Annotated in this window: 24 protein-coding genes and 2 pseudogenes; 17 read left to right on the top strand and 9 right to left on the bottom strand. The window is 68.7% G+C overall.

Going from position 1 to position 19,661, the window contains the following annotated elements:
• Positions 1 to 138: 138 nt before the first annotated feature.
• Positions 139 to 690 carry an ABATE domain-containing protein gene (locus tag AB0B91_RS60200; protein ID WP_358341384.1) on the bottom strand — a complete coding sequence of 184 codons (552 nt, stop codon included), beginning with the start codon at positions 688 to 690 and terminating at the stop codon, positions 139 to 141.
• 56 nt (positions 691 to 746) lie between these two features.
• Here AB0B91_RS60200 and AB0B91_RS60195 point away from each other — a divergent pair, with 56 nt between their 5' ends.
• On the top strand, positions 747 to 2,000 hold the full coding sequence (locus AB0B91_RS60195) for an MFS transporter (protein WP_358341381.1): 1,254 nt from the start codon (positions 747 to 749) through the stop codon (positions 1,998 to 2,000).
• Between the two features lie 272 nt (positions 2,001 to 2,272).
• Here the strand turns inward: AB0B91_RS60195 and AB0B91_RS60190 are convergent, their stop codons facing one another.
• The gene (locus AB0B91_RS60190) at positions 2,273 to 2,662 is read right to left on the bottom strand and encodes a DUF4158 domain-containing protein (RefSeq protein ID WP_358341379.1); all 390 of its coding nucleotides are present in this window, start codon (positions 2,660 to 2,662) and stop codon (positions 2,273 to 2,275) included.
• Between the two features lie 263 nt (positions 2,663 to 2,925).
• Between AB0B91_RS60190 and AB0B91_RS60185 the strand changes: the two genes are divergently transcribed.
• The gene (locus AB0B91_RS60185; protein ID WP_358341392.1) at positions 2,926 to 3,258 is read left to right on the top strand and encodes a Tn3 family transposase; all 333 of its coding nucleotides are present in this window, start codon (positions 2,926 to 2,928) and stop codon (positions 3,256 to 3,258) included.
• Between the two features lie 90 nt (positions 3,259 to 3,348).
• On the opposite strand, the gene AB0B91_RS60180 is transcribed toward AB0B91_RS60185, so the two are convergent.
• Both AB0B91_RS60180 and AB0B91_RS60175 read right to left on the bottom strand, forming a co-directional pair.
• Positions 3,349 to 3,639 carry an antibiotic biosynthesis monooxygenase gene (locus AB0B91_RS60180; protein WP_358341376.1) on the bottom strand — a complete coding sequence of 97 codons (291 nt, stop codon included), beginning with the start codon at positions 3,637 to 3,639 and terminating at the stop codon, positions 3,349 to 3,351.
• 66 nt (positions 3,640 to 3,705) lie between these two features.
• A complete protein-coding gene (locus tag AB0B91_RS60175) occupies positions 3,706 to 4,554 on the bottom strand; it encodes an NAD(P)H-binding protein (protein ID WP_358341373.1) in 849 nt (282 codons plus the stop codon).
• Between the two features lie 113 nt (positions 4,555 to 4,667).
• Between AB0B91_RS60175 and AB0B91_RS60170 the strand changes: the two genes are divergently transcribed.
• The 10 genes from AB0B91_RS60170 to AB0B91_RS60125 all read left to right on the top strand — a co-directional run bounded on the left by AB0B91_RS60170 (position 4,668) and on the right by AB0B91_RS60125 (position 11,767).
• Complete coding sequence (locus AB0B91_RS60170) at positions 4,668 to 5,654, top strand: AsnC family transcriptional regulator (RefSeq protein ID WP_358341370.1); 987 nt, start codon at positions 4,668 to 4,670, stop codon at positions 5,652 to 5,654.
• 265 nt (positions 5,655 to 5,919) lie between these two features.
• Positions 5,920 to 6,504 carry a recombinase family protein gene (locus AB0B91_RS60165; protein WP_358341368.1) on the top strand — a complete coding sequence of 195 codons (585 nt, stop codon included), beginning with the start codon at positions 5,920 to 5,922 and terminating at the stop codon, positions 6,502 to 6,504.
• Between the two features lie 522 nt (positions 6,505 to 7,026).
• Positions 7,027 to 7,689 (top strand): DUF4097 family beta strand repeat-containing protein, encoded by a 663-nt coding sequence (locus AB0B91_RS60160; RefSeq protein ID WP_358341365.1) that lies wholly within the window; start codon positions 7,027 to 7,029, stop codon positions 7,687 to 7,689.
• A gap of 294 nt (positions 7,690 to 7,983) precedes the next feature.
• Positions 7,984 to 8,292, top strand: coding sequence for a hypothetical protein (locus tag AB0B91_RS60155; protein WP_358341362.1), 309 nt, complete (start codon positions 7,984 to 7,986; stop codon positions 8,290 to 8,292).
• Complete coding sequence (locus AB0B91_RS60150; RefSeq protein ID WP_358341359.1) at positions 8,178 to 8,708, top strand: pyridoxal-dependent decarboxylase; 531 nt, start codon at positions 8,178 to 8,180, stop codon at positions 8,706 to 8,708. Before AB0B91_RS60155 ends, AB0B91_RS60150 begins: the two co-directional genes overlap by 115 nt.
• 20 nt (positions 8,709 to 8,728) lie before the next feature.
• Positions 8,729 to 9,007 carry a hypothetical protein gene (locus AB0B91_RS60145; RefSeq protein ID WP_358341356.1) on the top strand — a complete coding sequence of 93 codons (279 nt, stop codon included), beginning with the start codon at positions 8,729 to 8,731 and terminating at the stop codon, positions 9,005 to 9,007.
• A 198-nt stretch (positions 9,008 to 9,205) separates the two neighbouring features.
• Positions 9,206 to 9,610: a nuclear transport factor 2 family protein gene (locus AB0B91_RS60140; RefSeq protein ID WP_358341354.1), complete on the top strand. Its 405-nt coding sequence runs from the start codon at positions 9,206 to 9,208 to the stop codon at positions 9,608 to 9,610.
• Positions 9,607 to 10,062, top strand: coding sequence for a nuclear transport factor 2 family protein (locus AB0B91_RS60135; RefSeq protein WP_358341351.1), 456 nt, complete (start codon positions 9,607 to 9,609; stop codon positions 10,060 to 10,062). The genes AB0B91_RS60140 and AB0B91_RS60135 overlap by 4 nt, the downstream gene beginning before the upstream one ends.
• Positions 10,059 to 10,937 carry an alpha/beta fold hydrolase gene (locus AB0B91_RS60130; RefSeq protein WP_358341349.1) on the top strand — a complete coding sequence of 293 codons (879 nt, stop codon included), beginning with the start codon at positions 10,059 to 10,061 and terminating at the stop codon, positions 10,935 to 10,937. The genes AB0B91_RS60135 and AB0B91_RS60130 overlap by 4 nt, the downstream gene beginning before the upstream one ends.
• Positions 10,934 to 11,767: an NAD(P)H-binding protein gene (locus tag AB0B91_RS60125; protein ID WP_358341346.1), complete on the top strand. Its 834-nt coding sequence runs from the start codon at positions 10,934 to 10,936 to the stop codon at positions 11,765 to 11,767. Before AB0B91_RS60130 ends, AB0B91_RS60125 begins: the two co-directional genes overlap by 4 nt.
• Positions 11,768 to 12,039: 272 nt before the next feature.
• Here the strand turns inward: AB0B91_RS60125 and AB0B91_RS60120 are convergent, their stop codons facing one another.
• The 3 genes from AB0B91_RS60120 to AB0B91_RS60110 all read right to left on the bottom strand — a co-directional run bounded on the left by AB0B91_RS60120 (position 12,040) and on the right by AB0B91_RS60110 (position 15,318).
• Entirely contained in the window at positions 12,040 to 12,969 is a 930-nt protein-coding gene (locus AB0B91_RS60120; RefSeq protein WP_358341344.1) for a hypothetical protein, read from the bottom strand.
• A 438-nt stretch (positions 12,970 to 13,407) separates the two neighbouring features.
• Positions 13,408 to 14,010, bottom strand: a complete 603-nt coding sequence (locus tag AB0B91_RS60115; RefSeq protein WP_358341341.1) for a DsbA family protein — start codon at positions 14,008 to 14,010, stop codon at positions 13,408 to 13,410.
• 558 nt (positions 14,011 to 14,568) lie between these two features.
• Entirely contained in the window at positions 14,569 to 15,318 is a 750-nt protein-coding gene (locus AB0B91_RS60110) for a GntR family transcriptional regulator (protein WP_358341338.1), read from the bottom strand.
• 123 nt (positions 15,319 to 15,441) lie between these two features.
• Here AB0B91_RS60110 and deoC point away from each other — a divergent pair, with 123 nt between their 5' ends.
• Complete coding sequence (gene deoC / locus AB0B91_RS60105) at positions 15,442 to 16,200, top strand: deoxyribose-phosphate aldolase (RefSeq protein WP_358341335.1); 759 nt, start codon at positions 15,442 to 15,444, stop codon at positions 16,198 to 16,200.
• Between the two features lie 187 nt (positions 16,201 to 16,387).
• Here the strand turns inward: deoC and AB0B91_RS60100 are convergent, their stop codons facing one another.
• Positions 16,388 to 16,741: an STAS domain-containing protein gene (locus tag AB0B91_RS60100; protein ID WP_350780304.1), complete on the bottom strand. Its 354-nt coding sequence runs from the start codon at positions 16,739 to 16,741 to the stop codon at positions 16,388 to 16,390.
• Between the two features lie 161 nt (positions 16,742 to 16,902).
• Here AB0B91_RS60100 and AB0B91_RS60095 point away from each other — a divergent pair.
• Both AB0B91_RS60095 and AB0B91_RS60090 read left to right on the top strand, forming a co-directional pair.
• Positions 16,903 to 17,199: pseudogene (locus tag AB0B91_RS60095) on the top strand (FHA domain-containing protein); the annotation flags it as partial.
• A gap of 17 nt (positions 17,200 to 17,216) precedes the next feature.
• Positions 17,217 to 17,342: pseudogene (locus AB0B91_RS60090) on the top strand (FHA domain-containing protein); the annotation flags it as partial.
• A gap of 135 nt (positions 17,343 to 17,477) precedes the next feature.
• On the opposite strand, the gene AB0B91_RS60085 reads toward AB0B91_RS60090, so the two are convergent.
• Positions 17,478 to 17,729 carry a hypothetical protein gene (locus tag AB0B91_RS60085; RefSeq protein WP_358341332.1) on the bottom strand — a complete coding sequence of 84 codons (252 nt, stop codon included), beginning with the start codon at positions 17,727 to 17,729 and terminating at the stop codon, positions 17,478 to 17,480.
• A gap of 115 nt (positions 17,730 to 17,844) precedes the next feature.
• On the opposite strand from AB0B91_RS60085, the gene AB0B91_RS60080 reads away from it, so the two are divergent.
• Both AB0B91_RS60080 and AB0B91_RS60075 read left to right on the top strand, forming a co-directional pair.
• Entirely contained in the window at positions 17,845 to 18,660 is an 816-nt protein-coding gene (locus AB0B91_RS60080; protein WP_358341329.1) for an oxidoreductase, read from the top strand.
• A 74-nt stretch (positions 18,661 to 18,734) separates the two neighbouring features.
• Positions 18,735 to 19,646 (top strand): alpha/beta hydrolase, encoded by a 912-nt coding sequence (locus AB0B91_RS60075; protein WP_358341327.1) that lies wholly within the window; start codon positions 18,735 to 18,737, stop codon positions 19,644 to 19,646.
• The last annotated feature ends 15 nt before the right edge of the window (positions 19,647 to 19,661 follow it).

Raw genomic sequence — 19,661 nt, 5'->3', positions numbered from 1 at the left:
CGGCGTCCGACTCGACACCCGAAACGGCCGCCGCCTAAGATCAACCCGCGGCACCTACCTCGTTGAGCCTTTTACACCGCTCCGAGGACGCGACCCTCGCTCACGCCTACGGCAAGAGACGAGAGGTCATTACCTCTGTCACGGTGAAATCCTCCGTGCCTTGACCCGCTGGTAGTGCCTGGCCGCCTTGGCCCGGTTGCCGCAGCCCTCCTTCGTGCACCAGCGGCGCAGATGGCGACGGTCGAGGAAGAGCCAGCCGCAGTTGTCGGCCTGACAGATGGACACCGACCGCAGATCGGGCGAGGCGAGCAGTTCGGTGCCCTGCCGGGCGATCGTCCACACCACCAGGTCGGGAGAGCCCTCGTCGTCCCAGCCCCATGCCAGGTCAGGGGTCAGCCGCCTGTGACCCATCGCTATCCGCAGGTGCGCGTTCACCGTGTCCAGGTCCCCGGGGTCGGGGGAGTGCTCATTCATGGCGGCCAGGAAGGAGCGGAACAGCACCTCGCGTAGTTCCCGGGCCGCGGCCAGTGTGGCCTGCGTGCCGGCGGGCACCGGGATTCCCGCCTGCTCCGCCCAGTCCGCGAGGTCGGCAGGGGTCTGCAGATGGTCGTACGGCTCCGGCCCGGTGTGCCAGCTGACCGTGTTGGCGAAGTCGAGCGGGAGCGAACCCCCGACGAACATGAACGGCATGCTCTAACTATAAGAGTTGACACAAGGGGTTAGAAGGCTCTAGTTCTAACCCTGTGATGCTTCTCAAGAGGGTAGAAAACCGCGACTTCGGATCGCTGTGGGCCGCGCAGTCCATCTCCCAGGTGGGATCTCAGATCACCACCGTGGCGCTGCCGCTGACCGCCGTGGCGCTGTTCGACGCCGGCCCTGCCCAGATGGGCCTGCTGAACGCCGCCGGCTATCTACCCGCGCTCCTGCTCACCCTGCTCGCCGGCGTGTGGATCGACCGCAGCCGCCGCCGATCGCTGCTCCTGGGAGCCGACCTGGGACGAGCCGTCGCGATCGGCCTGATCCCGGTCACCGCCCTGGCCGGGGCGCTGGGCATCGAGGGTCTGTACGTGATCGTCCTGGTGAGCGGGGCACTGACTGTGCTGTTCGACACCGCCTACCACGCCTACGTTCCCGCGCTCGTGCCAGGCCAGAGCCTGGTTCGGGCCAACAGCCGCCTGCAGTTCAGCGCCTCGCTCGCCCAACTGGCCGGGCCGGGGCTGGGCGGTCTGCTGATCCAGGCGCTCAGCGCGCCCGTCGCGCTCGCCTTCGACGCGCTGTCCTTCCTGCTCTCGGCGCTGTTCCTGGTCCGCATCCGGCATCGCGAGCAGCCCCCGGAGGCCGGCTGGCGCCGGCGGATCCGGCAGGAGATCGCCGAAGGGCTGCGCGCGACCTTCGGCAACCGCCACGTCCGGCCCGTCGCCCTGGAGGCGGCCACGTTCAACTTCTTCGGCCAGTTCATCGCCGCCCTCTACGTCCTGTACGCCGTGCACGATCTGGGGTTGTCCGCCGGGGTCATCGGCGCCATCGCCTCGGCGGCAGCGGTGGGCGCCGTGCTGGGCGCGCTCGCCGCAGAGCCGCTGGTGCGCAGGCTCGGCTTCGGCCCCGCACTCATCGCGACCATGGTGATCGCTTCCACGCCGCTCATCGCCATCCCCCTGGTGACCGGCCCGGCCAGCCCGACCGTACTGGCCATCGCGTACTTCGTGGAGGGGTTCGGCATCGCGGTGTCGGGCTCGCAGGCGGTGACACTGCGGCAGGTCGCCGTGCCCGCCGCCGTGGTCGGGCGGGCCAACGCCGCCTACCGCACGCTGTCGTTCGGCGTGCTCCCGCTGGGAGCCTTGGCCGGCGGCCTGCTCGGCGACCTGATCGGCCTGCGCCCGGCGCTGCTGGCAGGAGGCATCGGTCTCGCGCTGGCACCCGTGTGGGTGCTGCTGTCGCCCGTACGCCACCTGCGCACCGCCGAGGATGCCCGTCCTCGCGAGGCCGAGGCCAGCGCCTGAACGCATCGTCATCGGCACCCGCGAAGGCCCAGCCCGCTCAGAGCCTCGATCGCGGAGCTGCTCGTTTGCACGTCTAGGGTCGGGATGGCGGAGGAGTAGGTCCCCTGCTCATCAGCCCTCCACCGTGCCGTGTTCCTACAGCAGCCGGTCGAAGATGCGCTTGGCGGTGTGCCGCTGCTTGGGCGGCGCGTCCAGATCCACCCGGAGCATCTGATCGATCAGCCGCTTGTAGCGGATCCAGCCGGGACGCCGGGGCGCTTGCGCGGAGTCGGTCAGACCGAGGCCGGCGACTCCTCCACGGTGCGAAAGTCCTCGCCGTGCTTGCTCTGGATGGCCTGGATGGGCCCCCGGCGCCGCACCAGCACCCGATGCGACTCCGCCGTACGCGGCAAGGCATACACCGGCGCGACGTCCTCGCCCAGTTCCAGGCACCGCCGCATGTGCTCCACCACCACCGGCGGCACCTCGCGGGCCTTGGCGAAGCGACCCAGCCGCTGAAGACACTTCAGCGCAAGCGTCAACGCCAGCAGGTGCTCATCGGTGTCGGTCTTCTCCCGTGCCCACGCCATCTCCTCGGCCGAGGGCGAGTAGAAGAGGTACAGCTCGCGCGTCATCATCAAGCGCGGGAACACCCGATAGGCGGTCCGCTCGACCGACTTCATGGGGTGGTTCCGGAATACGCCGGAAACGGGCCGCGGGAGCTAGATCGCCGATAGAACGCGCAGGTCAGCGATTGGTTGAGGGGTAGCTGCCCCGGACGGTGCAAGCAGACTCCAAGTGACCACCTAGAGGCGATCTTGGCTTCGCAGCCGTTCGCGAAGCGCGGCCTCTGCCAGAGGTGGTTCCTCATCTTGTTGCCGGACACGGACCTTGCGTGGGCGAGGCACACCATCGGTCAGGTGGAGGGCAATGAGGACGTCGAACGATCCAAGTCACACTGTCGGCCGCGGTCGACCAGCTGCGCGCCCAAAGCATCCCGGTCAGGGACGAAGACGCCGCCCGGCTGTCCCCGCTCGGCCACGCCCACCTCAACGTTCTGGGCCGCTACTCTATCTCCTCCTCAGCACCAGCCGAAGGCCTGCGCCAGCTCGGCGAGGTCCCCGACCTCCCCGACGGCGGCGGCGTGGGAGGAGGGGGGCGTAGACCCCCTTGGGACACGGCGAATGCGGTAGGCCCGCCATTGAACACCGGGCGGGACGATGGGCTTCCCAATCGGCCGTCGACAACGCGCCGGCCAGCTCCAGACCTCCGTTCGTAGGCGAGAACGATCTCTGACCGCCCCAACCGCGGGGTGTTTGAGAATCGCCTGTCGCTGTTAGTTGCTCCCGTGACGGGAACTGTCCGCGCCTCAAGAGTCTTGCGCGTAGTGCACGATGACAGGTGGGGTGGCGAAGAACTCGCCGACCGCTTCGCGCCACAGCTGGAAGAGTTCGGACTGGCGGAAGTCAACAGTGTGTGCCTCCACGGTCTCCCAGCCAACCAGCAGGGGATAGTTGCGAGGATTTTCGATCTGGCGGATGAGACGGGCCCAGCGGTAGCCAGCAGCCTGCGCGACAGCTTGGTGACCACGGGCGAAAGCCTCTTCGAACTCGGCCTCCCGGCCGAGGGCGATCACTAGTTCGGCATGTTCGATGACCACGGGTGTTGCTTCGCACGAAAGGGACGGCAGGAGGTGTGTCTGTCCGGTTCGGCTTGGGGCGCTCATTCAGCGGAAGGTCTCGCGGTGGTCGCGTGCCCACTGCTGGAAGCTGCGCGGTGGTTTCCCGGTGAGGTCCGCGACGGTCGAGGTGACCAGGGTCGAGGCCGAGCGGTTCTCGGCCGCCGACAGTAGTGCGTCCACGAGGGCGGGCGGACGGCCGTCGGCCAGCATTTGCGCCCGCGCGTCCTGGACGGGGACTTCTTCGAAGCGGAGCTCGCGGCCGATCGCCGCACCGATCGCCTGGACCTGTTCGGGGCGGCTGATCGTCTGGGGCCCGGTCAGCCGGTAGGTCGCGCCCAGGTGAGTGTCGTCGGTGAGCGTGCGGGCGGCGACGGCCGCGATGTCACGCGGGTCGATGACCGCCGTCGCCGCGGTCAGCGGGCCACGCACGACCCCGGTGGTTCGGATCTGCTCGGCCCAGCTCAGGGTGTTGCTGGCGATGGTGTCCCCACGCAGTATGGTCCGTGGCAGGCCAGACCCCTCAATCAGGCGTTCCATGCCGGCGTGCAGTTTGAAGATGGGGTCGCCGCGTTCCTCGGGGCGGCCGTCCACGCCGATCGACGACAGGTAAACCAGGCGCTGGGCGTGCCGGGCGATCGCTTCAAGCACAGCGGGCGCGCCTTGGGTGGTGAGGAACGGCCACACCAGGAAGACCGTCTTGATCCCGGTCAGTGCCTCGGTCAGTCCTTCTGGGGCGTCGAGGCTTCCGGTCGCGACGCTGATGCCGTGGGGCACTCGGGTGGCTGTGGCCTCGCTCGGAAGCACCAGGGCGCGGACATCGGCCGTGCCCGTCGCGTGGAGTTGGGAGAGCACATGTCGCCCCACGTTTCCCGTGGCCCCGATCACCAGAATCATTGCCTCATCCCTTTCGGAGGTCTCATTTTCCGACGATCGTGCGATCTGGTGGGCCTTATGGCGACTCAGAAGCGGCCGGACGAGCCGAATTCGACACTGAATAGTCTGTGACAGTGGAAACCGACATGGCGGACGAGCTTGACCGACGGCTGATCCACGCGCTCCAGCTCGACGCGCGCGCTTCGTTCAGCCGCATCGCTGAGGTTCTGGGCGTCTCGGACCAGACGGTCGCGCGTCGCTACCGGCGGTTGCGTTCGGCCGATCTGCTGCGGGTCGTGGCGGTGCCGCCCGCCAACTTCTACGGGCACGGGCGCTGGATGCTGCGGCTGCGCTGTGTCCCGGGGGCGGCCGACGCGATCGCCTCCGCGCTGGCCCGCCGTCCCGATACGGCGTGGGTGCAATTGATCTCAGGGGGCACCGAGGTGCAGTGCATCATCCGCGCCCGGGTTCCCGGTGAGAGCGAGCAGCTTCTTCTGGAACGTCTGCCCCGCCATGGGCGGGTGGTGGACATCACCGCCTACTCGCTGCTGCACACCTTCTATGGCTCACCCGGACGCGTTCGGCTGCTCAACGCCCTCACGCCGGAGGAGGCAGGCCGACTCGGCCCGGGGCCCGACGCGGTGACGGGCGCCGACCTGCCGCACTGCGATGCCGATGACCTACGCCTGCTGAACGTCCTCGCCCGCGACGCCCGTACGGGACTGGCCCATCTTGCGGCCGCCACCGGCTGGTCGCAGTCGACCGTGCGGCGGCGGATGGACGAGCTCCGAGCCGGCGGCGCGCTCCACTTCTACGCCGAGTTCGATCTCACCTACCTCGGCTACCGCGCGGGCACGCGGCTGTGGGCCTCGGCCCCGCCCGCCGAGCTGGCCGCCGCCGGGGAGGCCCTGGCCTCTCATCCCGAAATAGTCTTCGCCGCCGCCACCACCGGGCCCACCAACCTGGTCGCCACGGTGATCTGCACCGACGCGCACGACGTGTACCGGTACCTCACCGAACGCGTCGCGGCCCTGCCCGCCATCACCCATGTGGAGACGACCCCGGTCATCCAGACCCGTAAACGCGTCGGCCGCCTCCTGCAGGCGGCCCTCGACGGGTGAATCTTACGATCGCCTCGGCGCACGCGGTCAAAGGTGTCTTGTTGTGGCGCGGGGCTCAGGGGTTGGTAAGAGCCGGGACACCGGCGCCTAATAGTTGATCTTGACGGTTCGCGGGTCGGTGGTCGGAAGTCTGTGCTGGTGTCCCGTAAGGGGATCCTCAACCGGAACACCCGCCAGCCGAGACAGCGCCCCAGGTCACTGTGTTCCGTATAGGTGTTCCGCGAACTGTTCCGGTGAAGACCCCCTATCCGGAACACTCGAGCGCGTGAACGGAATCCGTGTCGGCTACGCCCGTTGCTCGACCGACGAGCAAGACGTGATCATCCAGACCGAGCAGCTCCTGGCCCTCGGCGTCCCCGAGGAGCGGATCTACATCGACCGCGGCTTCTCCGGCACCACCCGCCGCAACCGGAACGGCCTCGACCAGGCCCTCGCCGCCGTGTGGGACGGCAGCGTTTTCACCGTGACCAAGTTCGACAGGTTCGCCCGCAACATGGCCGAGGCCAACCAGATCCTCACCGACCTGTCCGGACGCGGTGTCCTGTTCGGCCTCGGCGCATCCGTCTACGACTGGAACGACCCGTTCGGCCGGCTGTTTCTGCAGACCCTCGCCATGGTCGCCGAGTTCGAGGCCAACCTCGGGCACATGCGCACCCGCGAGGGCATGGCCCTGGCAAAGAAGAACGGCAAGCTCAAGGGCAAGCAACCCAAACTGCCCGAACCCGCCCGGCGCTCCATCCGCCGCCGCTACGCCGAAGGCGAGGTATCCCTGGCCGACCTGGCCACCGAGTACAGCGTCGGACGCTCCACCATCCACCGCATCATCCACAGGCCAGAAACCTCCAGATAGAGCGATCACACGCCAAAGCCGGACGTCACACTTCACCCAAGATCATTCTCACCGCTAACGGCTGCCTCGGTTCCTCAACCCCGGTTGAGGCGTCATTCCCCGCCCGTGGCTGTCGGGGCGCTGGAGAACGATGATCCGCCCGCCGCCGCGGGGCGCCTCACACTGACGATCCCATTCTTCCGAGGCCTCCCGTGCTGGACGCGCACGGGAGGCCCTCGCCATGCCGAAGCATCCGGACCTGCCCCAGGAGCTCCCCAGCATCATCGCGGCATGGCGAAGAAGAAGACGGCGTGGGGTCGGTACGTGGTGCCGGTGATGGTCGGCCACCCCGACACCACTGGCGAGGGCCAGGCGCCGACCTTGCCCTGAACGCAAGAGGCCCGACCGGGCTGGACCCCCGGCCGGGCCCGGCTGGCCACCTCCGCCCGTATGTCAGCGGCGGCGTCAGGGCGGCGACGGCTCGGTATCAGAGCGGTCGGCGATCGTAGGGGCATCGAAAGAACGCCGCACAAGGAGCACACGATGCAGAAGTTCGACACCCCCGCCCCGATCGCCGCCGTCCTGCACATCCCCGCGGGACGCGTCCAGTTCATCGCCGCCGACCAGGCCGACACCACGGTCGAGGTCCAGCCCACGAACACCTCCAAGAGCCGTGATGTGAAGGCGGCCGAGGAGACCACGGTCGCCTACGCCGACGGCGTCCTGCGGATCGAGACCTCGGTGAAGAACCAGTACCTCGGCCCGTCCGGATCCATCGACGTGACCGTCAAGCTGCCCGCCGGCTCCCACATCGAGGCCAAGACGGCCAGCGCCGAACTCCGGACCGTCGGCCGCCTCGGCGACATCGCCTTCGAAGGCGCGTACCGCCAGATCAAGCTCGACGAGACCGCAAGCCTGCGCCTGACCGCGACCGACGGCGACGTCGAGGTCGGCCGCCTGGCCGGCCCCGCGGAGATCAGCACCGCACGGGGTGACATCCGCATCGCCGAGGCCACCGGCGGCAAGGTCGTGCTCCGCACCCAATCCGGCGACATCGCGATCGCCGCCGCCACCGGGGTCTCGGCCGCCCTGGACGCCGGCACCAGCTACGGCCGCATCACCAACGCCCTCAAGAACAACGGCACCACCGAACTCGACATCCACGCCACCACCTCCAACGGCGACATCACCGCCCGCAGCCTGTGACCCGCAACCTCCCAAGGAGAGGCAGACCAAGCCCGGTCACGACGAACGGCCCCGGTCCATCCATGCGGACCGGGGCCGTTCCAGGCCCTCCACTCGGGTTCGTGGTCCGGAGAACCCAGGGAAACCGAACGGTCACCACACCGGTAGAGAGTCACCCTCACAAAGATCGCTACATTGAGTAGTTGGAAATTCGCTCTTTGTAGTTCCCTGTGAGAGGACCGGCATGTCCCACCCCCCCCACGGCGCCACTCCCTGATCAGTACCGCCCTCACCAGCACGGCCCTACTGGCCAGCATGACCCTGATGGCCGCCACCCCCGATCTCGCTGCCGCGAGCCCTGTCCAGAACACGCTCAAGACGGCGGCACAGCGCGCGGAGGGACCGCTGCTGGCCGACGCGGTCGCCATGCTGCCGGTGGCCACCGAGCGGCGCGAGGGCTACCAGCGCACCTCGTTCCGGCACTGGGCCTGCTCGGCCTCGGGACGGACGTGGTGGAGCCGGTGCCGGCCGGACCGAACGGCCATCGACCTCGAAGCACTGCAGGCGGTGCTCCGGGCCGGCTCCCCGCCCCCACCATCATCTGCCTCCAGGCCAGCAACCTGAGCACCGGCGCCTGCGACCGGCTGCGGCAGGCATGCGAGCTGGTCCACCGGCACGGCGGATGGGCGCACGTGGACGGAGCGTTCGGATTGTGGGCGGCGGCGAACCCCGCGACCTGGCATCTGGTGGACGGGCTGGAGCTGGCGGACTCGTGGGCCTGTGATAGTCACAAATGGCTGAACCTACCTTATGACTCAGGCTTCGCGTTCTGCGCCCGCCCCGACGTGCACGCGGCGGTGATGTCCTACACCGCCGCGTACCTGGTCGGTTCCGGCAGGCGCGGACCTCACCGCCGAGTCCTCGCGCCGGGCCCGCGGGTTCGCCGTGTGGGCCGGGCTGCGGGAGCTGGGGCGCGACGGGGGTCGCGGCCCTGGTCGATCGTTGTTGCGCACTGGCCCGCCGGTTCGCCGATGGTCTGACCGCGGCTGGGTTCGAGGTGGTGAACGAGGTCGTACTCAACCAGGTGCTGGCCAGCTTCGGCGACGACACGCGCACCGACCAGGTGGTGACGGCGGTGCAGGCGGACGGCACCTGCTGGGCGGGCACGACCTGGCGAGGGCGGCGGCTGATGCGGATCTCAGCGTCGAACGATTACACGGCCGAGACGGACGTGGACCAGTCGATCGCCGCAATCATCCCCGGCCACCGTGACTCAACGCCCTCACCGTGCAGGCATCACCTCACCGAAGAAGGACGAAAGGGCCATGGCCCAGGCTGAGGAAAGCGTTCACACGTCACGGACACCTCGATTCGAACTGGACGATCGCCCGCCGGTCCAGCCCGCGCCCCCGGAGACAGCACGCTCGCTCGACGTTTCCGTGCGCAAGTTCCGCGCCCAACGTCGCAGTTTCCTGCAGCCCTGCCTGCAACTTCTCCGTCTCCCGCGCCCGCAGCGACGACCGCCATGCTGGGCCGCATGGATCGATTCGACATCCTCGACACCTGCACCCGGATGGCCTGGTACGCCGATCAGCGGGAGTGGAGCAGGCTCGCTGAGGTGTTCGCCGACAAGGTGAGGCTGGACTACACCAGCCTCAACGGAGGCGAACCCATCACCCTCACCCCGGCGCAGATCATCGAGGGCTGGCAGGGCGCGCTCGGCGCCTACGTGGCCACGCAGCACCTGATCGGCAACCACCTGGCCACCATCAACGGCGACACCGCGGTGTGCACCGCCTCCTTCCAGGCCACCCACCGCAAGACCGACGACACCCTGTGGACGCTGGGCGGCACCTACCGCTTCGACCTGACACGCACCGGCGACGGCTGGCGAATCACCGAAGTGCTGATGACCGCAGCCTGGAGCGACGGCACCCGATGAGGATACCCACCATCGTGGGTGTGGCGGCGGCCGTGCTGGTCGTCGGCGGGGTGGTGGCCGTGACCGGCAGCGATTTCCTGCGCGCGGTCGCCACCGACGCCGTCCAGCCGCTGCCCTCGCCGACCGCCTCCCGCGGGCCGCTGGACCCGGCGGCGCAGCGCTACCTGGACGCCGTGGCGGCCAAGGACGCCGACGTTCTGGCCGCCGCCTTCGCGCCCGACGGCCTCGTCATCGACGTCGGGCGCGAGATCCGCGGCCGGGACGCCATCCGGCGGTGGGCCGCCGACGAGGTCATCGGCGGCGTCTACACGCTGCTGAACCACACCCCGCGCACCGGCGGGGTCACCATGCTGGTCCGCTTCAAGCCCGGCGGAGCGGGCGGCTTCCGCGCCAACTACCACTTCGACATCACCAACGGTTTGATCACCAAGGCCACTTTGGAGTATGCGTGAACAAGGTCACCTTCGACAGCGACGGCGTCACCCTGACCGGCAATTTGTACCTGCCCCAGGGCGTGGAGCGGGCCCCGGGCGTGGTGGTCGCGGGCACCTGGACCAGCGTCAAGGAGCTGATGGCCGACCGCTATGCCCAGCGCCTGGCCGAACGCGGCTACGCGGCGCTCTCCTTCGACTTCACCGGCTTCGGCGAGTCGGGCGGCGAGCCGCGCGACGTGGAGGAGCCGGCCCGCAAGGTCCTCGACATCCACCACGCGGTCGCCTTTCTGGCCACCCACCCGGCCGTCGACGCCGACCGGCTGGGCGCGCTGGGCATCTGCGCGGCCGCGATGTACATGGCCGGCAACGCCGCCCACGACCCCCTCGTCACGTCCCTGGCCCTGGTGGCGCCGTGGCTGCACGACGCCGCCATCTGCGAGCAGGCGTACGGCGGCGCCGAGGCGATCGCCGAGAAGATCAAGATCGGGCGGGAGGCCCGGTCCCGGTACGACGAGACCGGCGAGATCGACTACGTGCCGGTCGTCAGCGCCACCGACCCGCGCGCGGCCATGCCGTACGACATCGACTTCTACCTCAACCCCGAGCGCGGCGGCATCCCCGCCTGGCCCAACCGCTTCGCGGTGATGTCCTGGCCGGACTGGCTCACCTACGACTCCATCGTCCTCGCGCCGCAGATCACCCAGCCCACCCTGCTCGTGCACAGCGAGGACGCCGCCATCCCCGATGGGGCACGGCGTTTCCACGCCGGGCTGGCCGGGCCCAAGGACATCCACTGGACCCAGGGCACCCAGTTCGACTTCTACGACCAGGAGCCACAGGTGACCGTGTCGGTCGACGCCGTCGTCGCCCACTTCGGCAGGACGCTGCGATGATCCTCGTCAGCGGAGCCACCGGCAACGTCGGCGGCGAGGTCGTCCAGGCTCTGGTGCACGCCGGAGAACCCGCGCGCGTGCTGGTACGCGAACCCGCCGACCTGCCGGTGGAGCAGGCCGTCGGCGACCTGAACGAGCCGAGCTCGATCGGCGCCGCGCTCGACGGGGTGCGCAGCGTGTTCCTGCTGCCCGGCTACCGGAACATGACGGGCCTGCTCGCCCGGATACGGCAGGCCGGAGTGGAACGGGTCGTGCTGCTGTCCAGCCTGGCCAGCGTCGCCACCGACACGCGCAACGCCGTCTCGCAGTACATGATCCGTTCGGAGACGGCCGTGCGCGAATCCGGGCTGGCCTGGACGGTCCTGCGGCCCAATGCGTTCATGTCCAACGCGCTGCGCTGGCTGCCGCAGTTGCAGGCCGGGGATGTCATCAGGGATGCGTTCGGCGAGGTGCCGATCGCCTCGGTCGACCCATACGACATCGCGGCCGTGGCCGTCCGCGCCCTGCTGGATCCCAACCACGAGGGACGGGTGTACCCGCTCAGCGGGCCGGAACGGCTCCTGCCCGCCCAGCGGCTGGCCGTCCTGGCCGAGGTTCTCGACCGTGATCTGCGCTTCCACGCGCTGTCGGACGCGGAAGCCCGGGCCGACATGGCCGGAAAGATCCCCGAAGAGTACATCCAAGCGTTCTTCAGCTTCTACAGCGACGGCACGCTCGACGAATCCCAGATCTATCCGACGGTGGAGCAGGTGACCGGAACGCCACCACGGACCTTCCAGCAGTGGGCCATCGCCCACCGAGCTGCCTTCACCGCGCGGACGGACCCTTGAGCTGCCGGCTGAGCGGGCAGATCAGGGCATGATCGTCCTCTCGGGCTCCCCCACACCGTGCCGAGTTCCGGGCACTGGGCTCGGATTGGCGCTTCCGCCTGGTTCGACGCAGCCGGGCTCGGTCGGTGTACGGACGGATGTTCTCGTCGTCGGGCAGTAGCTGGACCGCGTCAGCGGTCACCGCTCGCAGGTGGTCACGGTCGGTTCGGTGCACACCGCGTGTACCGGGGACAGCAGACGAAGAGCATGATTCTGCGTGCCCGCCAGGGGCGTCACAACCAGCCGCGGTCCCTGGCCAGCAGAGCGGCCTGGAAGCGGGTGCTCGCACCGAGGCGGGCCATCAGATCGGCGACGTGGGCACGGAACTTGCGGACCGAGACGTTGATCGAGCGGGCTGCGGCCTCGTCGGTGTCATGGCTGGTCAGCGCATGCAGGACCCGCTGTTCGACAGGGGACAGCGGCAGGTCGTCCAGGTCACGGGCGCGTGCCCACATGCCCTCGAAGACCTCCGCCAGCATCGCCACCGCGCCAGGTTGGCGGATCTGCAGCGCGCCTGCCTTCGGGTCAGCGGGATCGGCCTGGACGAACGCGACCGACCGGTTGACGACGGCCAGGTGCCGGAACGGCTCGGTGGTGACCCGGTGCAGGTCCCCCAGCGTGTGCCAGAACCGCGCGTACGGCTCCTGCTCGGGGTCCTCCAGGGCCTGCGCTGAGAACAGGGTGCGGCTGCGAAGACCGGCGGCCAGGAAGCCTTTGAACGGAGCGGCGGCGTACTCGGTCCCGCGGTACAGTGCCCGTTCCTTCATGTGCACGAACTCACCCGGATCGTCGCCCAGCATCGCATACATGCGCCGGGTCACGGTCGGCCCGTCCGTCAGGTGCTCGACCATCTGCACATGCCGGCCGCTGCGATGCTCCTCGGTCAGTTCCTTGAGCACGTCCCAGGCGACGGTCAGCTCGGTGAGCTGCCGCTGGGTCTGCTCCACCCGCCGCCGCACCAGCAGGTCCACGGCGGCGGTCGGGGTCACCACGGTCAGCGCCTCGTCCACCAGTCTCAGCGCGCGCAGCTCGGCGGCCACGCCGCGCCCGTCGGCCATGCCGAGCTCCACGCCGGCCGCATCCAGGTTGGCATGCGGTTTGCGCAGCAGGTAGCGGTAGAGGCGTTCCTGCTCTGTGGTCAGCCCGAGGCTGGCCAGGCTCATCATCACTCCTAGGTTTCGTGCTCAGCCCAGCAGCAGCTGCTGCTTCCCAGCGGGTTGGCGATACGCGTCGCCGCCGGCGGAGCCGTGCCTCCGGAGAACCTATGAGGACGGCGATCCCGCTTAAGGATCCGGTCGGGGGTGTTGACCGTGGCTTCTGGTTCCGACGCCCGGCATCGGAAGCTGCGGATTGAGCGCACCTGGCCTTGGGCGCCCAGGCGTTCGTCCTCGCCTGCCAGCGCCTTACCTGCCTACCGGCCCTCGCCTCGAGGATCAGACGGGGACACTCCCCAGGCCCGTGGAACCTGGTGCACAACAATCGACCCGCGGCACCGACATGCCGACGATCACGGTGAAGTACAGGGCCGACGTCGCGAAGAACGTGCCGTCGCCGATGGAACTGCTCAACTCGGCGAGCCCGAGCGTGCGCTCGGAGGCTCATCAGTCCACTTGTGGTGAACGGGTACGACCGCGCTTGAGCTCGAAGAACCCGTCGGTCGCCGCAGTAAGGAGGATTCCGTCCCACAGCCGTCCCGCCGCCTCGCCGCGGGGCGCCGGGGTTACCACCGGCCCGAAGAAGGCGTTCACCGACCCGTCTGGGGTGGGGACGTGGATCACAGGTGTGCCGAGGTTCTCCCCGACAGGGTCCAGGCCCGCGCGGTGACTGGCGAGGAGCGCCTCGTCGTACTCTGCGGAGTCGGCGGCATCCGCCAGCCGTTCGGGCAGTCCCACCGCGACCAGCGCCTTCGTGAAGAGCTCCCGGCCGATAGGCATCTTGGCGTGATGCATCAAGTTGCCGAGTGCCGTGTAGAGGTCACGGAGCACGCCGTTGCCAAAGGCCTGCTCAGCTGCGATCGCAACCCGCACAGGAGCGCGGGTGTCACCCAGCCACTCCCGATACCAGTCCTCCAGATCATCGCGACGCTCGTTCAGAATGGCCAAGCTCATCACATGGAACCGGGCCTGAACGTCGCGAACCTGCTCCACCTCGAGCAGCCAGCGAGAGGCGTTCCACGCCCAAGGGCATTTCGGGTCGAACCACATGTCTATCTGCACAGCGGCATTCAATCTCAGCGCATGGACCCTACAGAAGAGCCGATTCCTGGCAATCTGATTGGGCCAACCGCCACGCCCGCCGGTGCGCGACCACAGAGCTTGCCAGGCCCAGTCAGCCCGTGTCCCCGAGATACTTATCCACGCGGTGGCGGAACCCGGGCAGTTGCTGGCCTCGGCCGCGGTGTCCCGCTCGACAGTTCTGAATCACGACAAGAGCGTGGCCGAAACAGCGACATAAACCGTGGCACGTCACAGGTTCGCGCCGCGCAGGTCCTGGCCCGGGCCGATCGTAGGCACGGAGGGAAAGCTGGCGGTCAGCGTGCAGACGGGCGCCAGGCGTGCCGGCGGCGAGGAGGACCCGAGCCCACCAGGGCGAGACGGTCACCCGCAGCCAGGGGCGGCGCGGCTGGGCTGCCCGCGCCAGGCGGCCGAGCAGGGTAAGCAACAGTTCTTGAGTTGAGGGCGCGATGGTTATCTGGGGCTGTCAAGCGAACCTGCTGGTCAGACGCTTGAAGGCCTGTTAGTCACGTCAGACACCTCAGGCGCCTAACGTGTGTCGGCCCGGTGCGAGGGGTGGCCGGGCGCGGAGACGAAGAAGTCGACCTTGAGCGCGTAGCGGTGCGCCACGTAGGAGCTGATCGTGTATTCGAGAGGGTTCCCATCCTGGTCGATGATGGAGCGCGTCTCGACGAGCATCGGCGTGGTGGGGTCAACGTCGAGTTCCGGTGCATCGTCGTCGGCTGTGCGCGCAGTGAGGACGGAGGAGCCGAGGGTCGGGTGCAGTCCTGTGCGGCGGAGGGTCTGGTGCAGTGATCCGGTCTCCAGGTCTGCGGTGAGCAGCGCGTCGAGGGTGGCGGGGAACGTGGCGTGTTCGATGGCCACGGGCAGGTCGTTGAAGAGCCGGACGCGGCTGATGGCGACCACGGACGCGGGCTGCGTGGTGAGGGCCGGGTAGAGGGCGGCCATCTCCTGGTGGGAGGCAGGGCGCACGGCGGCCTCCAGGACCCGGGAACGCGGTGTCTTGCCAAGGGCGAGGGCCTGGTCATGGAAGCTCAGCAGGGTGCCGACCGGCCGGGCGGCGGCGGCCTGCCGCACGAAGCTGCCTCGCCCGGGGACCCGCTCCAGCAGGCCGTCGCGCTCCAGTCGGACCAGAGCGGCGCGCGCCGTCATCCGGGAGACACCGAACTCCTGCGCCAGCCGCGATTCGGAGGGGAACGGATCGCCGTCGCCGGCGCCTTCGAGGCGCCGGCGCAGCTGCTTCTCGATGCGCTCGTACAGCGGTTGCGACGCGGCCATGGCGGGTGTGCTCCTCCTCAGTCGGATGGTGTCGGCTCCCAGTGTGACGCCAGTCGACACCGTCACTCAGATCTGTATAGGCTGTATATACAGCTTATCTCGGGCGACCCGAAGGAGAGCATCATGTCCGTGGCCTCGATCGACGTCCCGCGCTGGGACGGCCACCTGCCCTCACGCGAGCAGGTGGCGAAGATGATCGACCACTCGCTGCTGCGGCCCGAACTGACTCCGGCCGAGGTCGAGGACGGCCTGGCAATTGCCCTGAAGTACCGCACGGCGTCGGTGTGCGTGCGGCCCGCCGACGTGGCGGCTGCGGCCGCCGCGCTGCGCGGTAGCCAGGTTCGCGTCGGCACGGTCGTCGGCTTTCCGCACGGCAGCAGCACCACGCAGGCGAAGGTCTTCGAGAGCACCGAACTGATCTCCCTGGGGGCGGAAGAGATTGACATGGTGATCAACATCGGCCGCCTGCGCGGCGGCGACGTCGCGTTCGTCCAGAACGAGATCGCCGCCGTCGTCCAGGCCGCCGAGGGCCTGTCCGTCAAAGTGATCTTCGAGAACGCTTATCTGACCGACCAGGACAAGACCGCCGGGTACAAGGCCGCCGAGACCGCGGGCGCAGCCTTCATCAAGACCAGCACCGGGTTCGCCCGCGGCGGTGCGACGGCCGCCGACATCGCCCTGATGCGCCGTACCGTGTCCTCGAACGTGCAGGTCAAAGCCGCCGGAGGCGTTCGCACCCTGGACGCGCTCCTGCACCTGCACCAGCTCGGCGCCACCCGCTTCGGAGCCACAGCCACCGCGGCGATCCTCGACGACCTGGAAAGCCGCCGCAACGGCAACCTGCCCACCGCGAGCGCCGCCGAACTGACGGCGGGCTACTGAGTGGGAAGCATCGTAGAGGGCGTAGCGCCCCCCGACCCGCGTGGTTAGGCGGCTGCGAGGTCGAGGCGGGTGTCCATGTCCAGGCAGTGCTGTCCGTCTCATCGCCAACGGCTGTTCCTGCGTGAGTAACGATCCATACCTGGCGGCTGGGGACACCTTCGGGAGCGGAGCCCCGGCCTGGAGTGGTTCAGTGTGCCCGCAGCGCTGCGAGGATGGCCTGTTCCACGTTGTGATGCACGGTCAGGATGAGTCTGGCTCCGGTGTCGTTCAGCAGCCGGGCGGGTGCCTGCTGAAGGGACGCCAGGTGCAGGTCGCCTCCGTGCCGGCGGAGCAGGGCCCGGACATTGAGCAGCACACGCAGGCCTGAACGGCCTACATGCGGTACCTCGCTCAGATCGAGCACCACGTGATCGCCTGGCTGCCGCCGCGCCCGGCTGACGAAGGCGTCCAGCTGGTCGACGTTGGCGGCGTTCAGGTCTCCGGCCATCGAGATCACGGTGACGCCGGGCACGTGCTGGCAGGCGAACGTCAGCGGGGTCATCGCGGCTCCCCGGCAGCGGGTGGACCGTCTGGCAGGACGGGAACAGGTGAGAGCGGCCATGAGATCAGTCCTGCGCGCGCGTCAGATATCTCGTGATGGCCAGGGCGAGGCCGACGAAGCCGGCGAGCGATCTGCCACCATCGAGGTCCAATGCCTTCAACGGGCGGCCCAGGCTGCTCGTGTCCACTCAGGACGACCCGCAGGGCGACCGCTCCTACGAGCTCACCACTCCGGTGACCTTGCTGGGCAGGGGCACCGACTGCGACCTTCGTCTTGTCGACCCCGGCGTGTCACGTCACCACGCGGAGTTGCGCGTCGAGGGTCAAAACGTCGCTCTCGTCGATCTCGGATCGACGAACGGCACGTTCGTCCACGGCCAGCCGGTACGCAGGGTCGAGCTCCAAAACGGCACGCGAGTGACGCTTGGACGTACGACTCTGGTGTTCCGGCGCGATTAGGGGCGGACAAACGGTCCATGTCCGAGCTCACGCTGCTGCTGATCCGGCTCGCATTCCTGGCGGTGCTGTGGTTCTTCGTCATTGCCGCAGTCGGCGTGATCCGGACTGACTTGTTCGGATCACGTACGGCACCCGCACGTAAAGGCATCTAGCCTGCCAAACCGGCCGCCAAGCCGAAGAGTAAGAAGGGCGCCGATCTCCAACACGCGGCCTCCGGGGAGCTCCAGCATGCGCACCACCAGTGACGGCAGGGTGGCCAAGGATGTGGGCCAGCCCGTCTACTGCGTGGTGGCAGCGGCGGCGCCCAGTCCGTCGATCTGGGTCACCAGGGTCTTGTCGGCATACGCCAGGTGCAGCCAGTTCTCCTCGCCGAGGTCGCTGCGGGAGACCGGCTCCCACAGCAGGTCGTGGTTCTGCCAGTAGAGGTGACTGCCGAGGAACACCTCGCGGGGGGACGGCTGTCGGCGGGCGCCGCTGCTGGCTTGTATCGGTGGCCTGCCGCCTTCGGCGCCCTCTTTCCCCTCCCGCACCAAGCCGCAGGTTCCCGGCGATCGCCGGAGTCGCTCCTTGCCATCCGCCCGGTCCTCTAATAATATTACGACCGTAAGCTAAACGATCGAAATTTAATGATGCAGGGAGTCTGTGATGGCGACACATCGGCCGGTAGCACTCGTGACGGGGGCGTCATCGGGGATCGGTAACACAACCGCTCGCGCCTTCGCCACAGCCGGGTTCGAGGTGATCGGAACCGGACGGAACACCTCGGGACTCACCCCGCCCGCCGGTGTGACCTTCCTCGACCTCGACGTGACCAGTGACGAATCCGTCACCGCCGCCGTCCAGGAAGTGATCGAACGGTTCGGACGGATCGACGTCCTCGTCAACAACGCCGGTCTGGGCTCGGCCGGCGCCGCCGAGGAGAACTCCGTCGCCCAGGCACAGAGGCTCTTCGACCTCAACTTCTTCGGTCTCGTCCGCATGACGAAGGCCGTCCTGCCGCACATGCGCGCCCAGGGCCGTGGACGCATCGTCAACCTCTCGTCCGTCCTCGGCGTCATCCCGCAGCCCTACATGGCCCTCTACGTCGCCGCGAAGCACGCCATCGAGGGCTACTCCGAGTCACTGGACCACGAAGTCCGCGAGCACGGCGTCCGCGTCCTGCTCGTCGAGCCCGGCTACACCCGGACCGCCTTCGACGCCAATGCCGCGCAGCCCGACACCCCGCTGCCGCTGTATGCGGAGCGGCGGCGTGTCTTCGACGAAGTGGTCGCTGAGGCGATGAAGACCGGCGACGACCCCGCCGTCGTCGCCAAGGAGATCGTCACGGCGGCCACCGCCCCGAAGCCGAAGCTGCGCTACACCGCTGGACCGCTCGCCTCACGCATCACCACCGCGCGACGCCTGGTCCCCGCCGGGATCTTCGACAAGCAGATCCGCAGATTCAACCGCATGCCCGGCTGACATCGCACCCGGCCCATCGGCCCGCACTGCGCGCGAGAAGTGCACTCACCTCCGACCTGAACAGGAGCATCACCATGGGAATCAGTACGCAAGCACAGCAGTTCGCGCAGTTCCTCGAGAGCGTGCGCGCGAAGGCGTCGACACCGGGCCTCGATCTGGCCGTCGTCCGCGACATCGTCGACACACATGCTTCGGCATCGACCGAGCCGGAAGGCGTCACCTACGCCGACGTGGACGCCGACGGCGTCCCCGCCCTGTGGGCCATCCCCGAGGGCGCCGACCCCGACAAGGCCCTGCTCCACTTCCACTTCGGCGGATCGGTCGCCGCCTCCATCGCATCGGACCGCAAGGCCGCCGGCCACATCGCCAAGGCGGCCGGAGCCCGCTCACTCGTCGTGGGCTTCCGCCTGGCGCCCGAGCACCCCCACCCGGCGCAGATCGACGACGCCGAGACCGCCTACCGCTGGCTGCTCACGCAGGGCTACGAGCCGCGGAACATCGGCAGCACCGGCCACTCCATCGGAGGCACCCTCGCGGTCATGCTGCCACTGCGCCTGCTCGCCAAGGGCGAGGCGACCCCCGGGGCGATCATCAGCATCTCACCGTGGACCGACCTCACCATCAGCAACCCGAAGGTGGACGAGAACGAGGAACACGACAAGATGCTCAGCCGGGACATCCTCGAGCAGTTCCGAGCAGCTTGGCTGCAGGACCCCGGCGTGGACTTCACCGACCCCGACATCAGCATCCTGAACGCCGACCTGACCGGCCTGCCGCCCACGGCCCTCCACTACGGCGAGCACGAGACGCTTGCCGGCGAGGGCGCCGACTTCGGCCGCCGACTCGCCGACTTCAAGATCCTCTCCGAGGTCCGCCCGCTGCCCGAGGGCCAGCACTCGTTCATCCTGGGCGCGGGGCGCGTGCCCGAGGTGGACCGGGCGATCGAGCAGATGGGTCAGTGGCTCCGCCGGCACCTCGGCAGCTGATGCGCAAGCCGCCCG

The organism is Nonomuraea sp. NPDC049141, assembly GCF_040648415.1.
GTDB lineage: Bacteria > Actinomycetota > Actinomycetes > Streptosporangiales > Streptosporangiaceae > Nonomuraea.
This window is presented reverse-complemented; position numbering and strand designations above follow the sequence as displayed.